Source organism: Nocardia sp. NPDC060220, assembly GCF_042727815.1.
Classification (GTDB): domain Bacteria; phylum Actinomycetota; class Actinomycetes; order Mycobacteriales; family Mycobacteriaceae; genus Nocardia.
In genome coordinates this window covers 1-5,727 of the sequence record NZ_JBHWZY010000437.1, presented here as the reverse complement: position 1 = coordinate 5,727, position 5,727 = coordinate 1, and the positions used below count along the sequence as shown (strand labels likewise).

The 5,727-nt window shown below is 66.4% G+C and carries 4 protein-coding genes; 3 read left to right on the top strand and 1 reads right to left on the bottom strand.

Translation table 11 applies throughout. The features are described from left to right. The coding region (locus tag ACFWF3_RS21765; RefSeq protein ID WP_379315049.1) for an acyl-CoA dehydrogenase at nt 1-2,123 on the bottom strand (2,123 nt) is incomplete at its 3' end. 339 nt (nt 2,124-2,462) lie between these two features. Here ACFWF3_RS21765 and ACFWF3_RS21760 point away from each other — a divergent pair. The 3 genes from ACFWF3_RS21760 (at nt 2,463) to ACFWF3_RS21750 (ending at nt 5,579) form a co-directional block, all read left to right on the top strand. Beyond that, complete coding sequence (locus ACFWF3_RS21760; RefSeq protein WP_378992905.1) at nt 2,463-3,071, top strand: TetR/AcrR family transcriptional regulator; 609 nt, start codon at nt 2,463-2,465, stop codon at nt 3,069-3,071. Nucleotides 3,072-3,240: 169 nt separating this feature from the next. Then, nucleotides 3,241-4,788 (top strand): nitric oxide reductase activation protein NorD, encoded by a 1,548-nt coding sequence (locus ACFWF3_RS21755; RefSeq protein ID WP_379315048.1) that lies wholly within the window; start codon nt 3,241-3,243, stop codon nt 4,786-4,788. Further along, entirely contained in the window at nt 4,785-5,579 is a 795-nt protein-coding gene (locus ACFWF3_RS21750) for a CbbQ/NirQ/NorQ/GpvN family protein (RefSeq protein ID WP_378992907.1), read from the top strand. The genes ACFWF3_RS21755 and ACFWF3_RS21750 overlap by 4 nt, the downstream gene beginning before the upstream one ends. Nucleotides 5,580-5,727: the final 148 nt, after the last annotated feature.

The following is a 5,727-nucleotide window of genomic DNA, read 5'->3' as shown; positions in this document are numbered from 1 at the left end:
ATCTGGTTGCGGGTCACCTCGGAGGTGCCGCCCGCGATGCTCATCGCTCGGGCGCCGAGCAACATGAGCCCCGCCATGGCGGCGTCACCGTCGGCCAGTGCGATATCGGGGCCGAGCAACATCGCTGTGATGGCTGCGTACTCGCTGAAGTGTTGCGCCACTTTCAGTTTGGTGATGTTGCCCTCGGGGCCCGCGCCTGCTCCTTCGATGCTGCGGACGGCACGGCGCAGGTTGAGCAGACGCAGGGCGTGGGCTTGCGCCAGGTATCGGCCCACGCGGACGTCGGTATCGGCCGAGCGCGATCGGTGCCGCTCGACCAGGTGCAGCAGCGTGCCGGAGTCTGCGTTGCCGGTGCCCGAGCCACCGCCGATGCTGACCCGCTCGTTTCCCAGTGCCGCTCGCGCGACGGCCCAACCATCGTTCACGGCACCGACCACGTCGGCCTCCGGCACGAAGACCTCATCGAAGAACACCTCGTTGAATTCCGAGCTGCCCAGAAGCATGCGCAGTGGTCGCACCTGTACGCCGGGAGCCGTCATGTCGACGATCATCGTGGTGATGCCCGCGTGTTTGGCGACGCCGGGGTCGGTGCGAACGGTGGCCAGACCGCGCCGGCTGTAGTGCGCGCCGCTGGTCCACACCTTCTGGCCTGTGATTCGCCAGCCGCCGTCGACCCGCGTCGCCTTGGTTTTCACGGCGGCCGCGTCAGAACCGGCGTCCGGCTCGGAGAACAACTGGCACCACACCTCCTCCTGGCGCAGCGCCCGGTCGACGAATCTGTCGATCTGGCTCGGCGTCCCGTGCTGGATCAGGGTCAGAACGACCCATCCGGTGATCGAATAGTCGGGTCGCCTGAGTCGGACCCGTGCGAACTCCTCGTCGATCACCACCTGCTCGACCGCGGTGGCCGAACGGCCCCATGGCTTCGGCCAATGCGGCATGACGTAACCGGTGGCGATCAACTCCGGCAGGCGGATCGATTCGTCCATCGCGGCAATGCGCTCGACATCCCCACGGATCTCGGCGCGCACCTGGTCGGCTTCCGTGGGCAGGTCGACGGTACTGGTGCGGTCGACCCCGGCCGATGTCAGGGCGAAGACATCGGCGGCGGGCGCGTCACCACCGATGAGGGCGCGTAGCGTCACCGCCCGCCGCAGATGCAGGTGTGCGTCGTGGGCCCAGGTGAACCCGATTCCACCGTGCACCTGAATGTTCAGTTCGGCGTTGTGGACATAGGCGGGCAGCGCGATCGTCGCGGCGGCCGCGGCCATCAGCTGGAACTGACGCTCATCGTCGGCTGCCGCGCGTGCGGCGTCCCAGACGGTCGCGACCGCGGACTCCGCCTCCACCAGCATGTTCGCGCAATGGTGCTTCACTGCCTGGAACGTCGCGATGGGTCGCCCGAACTGCGTGCGGATCGCGGCGTAGCCGACAGCGGCATCGACACAATCGCCTGCCCCGCCGGCCGCCTCGGCGGCGAGCAGCAGCCGTGCTCGGGCCACAGCGGCGGCGCGTTCTCCGGCCAGAACCTGGTGCGGTGCGACGGTGACGTCGCGGAGGGTGACGCGTCCGCTCCGGCGGGTCGGGTCCATATTCGACGGCGTCTGTATCGAGATGCCCGCGGCGGTGCGTTCCAGGATCACTACGTCGTCTCCGGCGCAGATCAGCAGCAGATCCGCCGAACCGGCACCGAGAACGACTCCCGCCCGACCGTGCGCGCGCCCCCGGTCGTCGATGGTGACCTCACCCCCGAAGCCCACTGCGGCGGTGACTGTTCCGTCGACGAGTCCGGGCAGGAAACGTTCGCGCTGTTCGGTACTGCCAACGGCTGCCACCACCGCCGAGGTGATCATGGTCGAGACGAACAATCCCGGTGCGATCGCACGGCCCAACTCCTCGACGACCACCACCGATTCGGGCAACCCGTATCCGGAACCGCCGTACGCCGGGTCCACATGCAGACCGAGCAATCCCAGCTCGGCAAGTTGCGCCCAGAACGCGGGCGAGTCCTCTGTCGCGGCGTCGAGCAGTTCGCGCGCGGCCTGTCTCACCGCGCGGTCGGTGGCGAACTTCCGGGTGACCTCGGCCAGCGCGCGGTGTTCGTCGGTCAGTGCGATACCCATGAATACGTCCTCGGGGGCTGAGTCGATCGAGCGTTCGCGGGCAGGGAGGCTGTGATCGTGACGCGAACGAAGAGGTATTTACAGTATAGCTTTCGGTATGTCTGACGTGGGGAAATGCTGATCGGCGCCTTCGATCAACCGGGGTCCCGTGGATCGCGGTTCGCTAATTCGTTGACGTGGTTCAATGACATATGTCAGTATTACCGACATGGTCACCGGCAGGAAGATCGGCGACCTTCTCTCCTGAATTGATAAGGGGGAGAAGGAATTTGGTGATCACCCCATGAGCTCTGTGCGCGCCTGATTGACGCGAGTCAATGACGGGAGTTAGCTCGCCGCATGAGCGAAATCCAGGACAAGCCTCAGGGGCGACAGGCCCAACGTCTCCACACACGGAAGCGAGTGCTCGATGCGGCAGTTGCGGAATTCGGTAGAGCGGGCGCGGCGGAGGCCGACATCGCCACGATCGTCGAGGACGCGGGCGTGGCACGCGGAACCTTCTACTTCCACTTCCCGACCAAAGAGCACGTGCTGCTCGAACTCGAACAGCGCGAGGAGAAGCGCATCGCCGGGGAACTCGGACGGTACCTGCGGACACCGCACGATCTCGCGGGAGTGCTGGCGAAAGTCGTCCGGCTGGTCGCGGCTCTGGAGCGGCGATTGGGTAGCAAATTGTTCAAAGACCTACTCGCCGTGCACTTCTCACCGACCAGACCGTTGGACGACACCTGGCGAGAACATTCCGTGATCGCTTTGGTCGCCCAGGAGATCGAACAGGCCGCCGAGCGCGGTGAAGCGCAACTCGTCGTCGAGTCGTACCACAGCGCCGTGTTCTTCCTCATCGGCTTGTACGCCCTGCTCACCAGTACGAGCGGCTCGAAAGCGCTGCGCACCGCGGTGCTCGCCGACTACGTGACGACGACGCTGCGCAGCCTGGAGCCCCGATGACGCTGCCGCACCACACGATCCGCCGACAGATATGGAAACCCGATCATGCTTCTCGATCTCGTCCGACTTCTCCTCGCCTGGGGCGCGGTGGTGCTGATCATCGCCTTCTGGTACTGGATCCTGAGCAATATCGGGACATTCTGATCATGTGTACGGCTCCTGAACCGGCATGTACCCGCGGAGATCCACCGTGACCGCCACCCGGCCCGCCGCGTCGGTCGAACGCAGCTGCGCGGTGACGGCGGTTGCGCTGTCGGGTCGCCGCCGCGAAGGCGTCCGCCTGGTGACCGGCGAGCGGCGCGGCTTCGGCTTGAGCCCTGGACTCGGCATCGTCCATGTGCCGTATCCACAGCCGGTGCCCGACTGGAACCACACGACAGTGACCTGCGGCATCGCCCTGCAGTGTTCGCCGTCCAAGGACCGGATCGCGCGGTATCCGCTGCACGAGTTGTCCCCGCGGGAGCGCGGTGCGCTCTCGATCGTGGAGGGCGACGTCGCCGCGACCTGGGCCGGTGAGCGGTTTCCCGGACTGGTACCCGAGCTGCGCCGTCGGCTGCGCGCTCTGGAGTCCACCGATCCCGACCTGTCGGGCGAGGACATGATCGAGCGTGCCGTCGCGCTCGCTCGGTCACCGGGTGTGCTGGGGCAGTACCCGCTGCTCGGGAGCCTGCCGCTGGCCGTTGCGCCGCGTAGTCGCGTGTCGATCGCGGCGCGGCGGATCTACGGCCGGATGCCGTGGACCTCTACCCGTACCGACAGCTACCGCGTGTGGTCGGTACCGGTCGGCGGTGAAGGCGGCAGCCGGGCCTCGAACCTTCCGCCGCCGAGCCGACCCGAGAACGAGGACATCGAGATCCGCGCAGACCAGCGCGCGGGGATTCCCTATCCGGAGTGGAACCAGTGGACGTCGAGTTTCCTGCCCGACCACGTCGCCGTCCTGGAACGCCGCCAACCCACCTCGTCGAGCCCGATCACGCCCGCCGCACCCGAGGTGCGGCGCTGGTTCGAGGAACTCACCCATCGGTCCACGCGCGGTGGCCTCGTGGACGGGTCCGACCTCGACATCGACCGCTACATCAGCCACTACGTCGACACCCAGGTCGGCGCGACACCGCAACCACGGGTGTTTCGTGAACTGCTGCCCAGTGCCCGCGATGTCACGACCGCGGTCCTGCTCGACGGCAGTTCCTCGCTCGGCATCAACGGAGGCGCGACCTTCCGGTTGGAGCTGGACTGCGCGGACGCCCTCTCGCGGGCGATGACGGTCGCCAGGGAACGGCACGCGATCTTCGTATTCACCGGCAATACGCGCCATCGCGTGGAAGTCCGGTGCCTGAAGGACTTCGACGACCGGAACTTCGTCGATGTCGGCGGGCTCGGGCTGGCGGCCGGTGGCTACACCCGACTCGGCGCCCCACTGCGGCACCTGACCAGTCGGTTGCTCGACCAACCCGCGCAGCGTCGCCAGCTCATCATCATCGGCGACGGCCTCATCTCCGACGAAGGGTACGAGGGCCGCTACGCGTGGGCCGATGTGGCGCACGCTGTCGAGGAAGCTGTCACCGCCGGGATCGCCGTCTACTACATCGGCATCGGACCCGTCCGAGTCGATCCACTGCCCGAAGTCTTCGGGCCCACCCGCTCGCAACGGATTCGGCGGGTGGAGGAACTGCCCCGCGTTCTCGCACATATTCACCGAGAGTTGGTCGACCTATGACATCTGATTCCTATTTCGCCGGTGGCGGCGAGGTCGAACTGTTCGAACGAGCGTTCCAGCAACGCCTTCCGGTCATGCTCACCGGACCGACCGGCTGCGGTAAGACCCGATTCGTCGAGCACATGGGCTCGCTGCTGGGTCGCCCGGTGGTCACCGTCAGCTGCCATGACGACATCACCAGCTCGGATCTGGTCGGGCGGTTGCTCGTCACCGGCGGTGATGTGGTCTGGAACGACGGCCCGCTCACCAGGGCCGTGAAGGGCGGGGCCATCTGCTATCTGGACGAGGTGATCGAGGCACGCCACGATTCGCTGGCCGTGCTGCATTCGCTCGCCGACCACCGGCGCGCGCTCTACCTCGACCGCGCCGATGAGGTAGTGCAAGCCCCCGAATCGTTCATGCTCGTCTGTTCCTACAACCCGGCCTACCGCAGTTCGCTCAAGGTCCTGAAACCGTCGTTTCGGCAGCGCTTCGTCACCATCGCGATGGACTACCTGGCACCCGAGCGCGAAACCGACGTGGTGGTAACGGAATCCGGCGTCGATCGGGCCGTGGCGACGCGATTGGTGCACTGCGCGAACACTATTCGTGGCGCGGACGAGATATTCCACTTCGAGCCACCGTCGACGCGCGTACTGGTGGCCGCGGCCCGGCTCATCGCCGCGGGCGCGCGCGAGATCGACGCGGTGCAGGCCTGTGTGCTGGCGCCGCTGAGCACCGATACCGCCATCGGTGACGGCCTGCGCCAGATCGCCACCGCCGGTCTGCTCGCCGGCGAAGAACCCGTGTGACCACCTCGAGGAGAACGCTCTCATGAACGAGCAAGACCGTAGACGTAAGCGTGCGCTGATCGTCTTCCAATTCACCATCTATGGGTTTCTGCTGCTGATGTTCCTCATCCAGTTGCGGATGCTGATGACCAGTGACTGGTAGGAGAAG

Coding starts and splice junctions, on each gene's coding strand:
- ACFWF3_RS21755 (WP_379315048.1), top strand. CDS start 3,241: ATGTACCCGCGGAGATCCACCGTGACCGCCACCCGGCCCGCCGCGTCG.
- ACFWF3_RS21760 (WP_378992905.1), top strand. CDS start 2,463: ATGAGCGAAATCCAGGACAAGCCTCAGGGGCGACAGGCCCAACGTCTC.
- ACFWF3_RS21750 (WP_378992907.1), top strand. CDS start 4,785: ATGACATCTGATTCCTATTTCGCCGGTGGCGGCGAGGTCGAACTGTTC.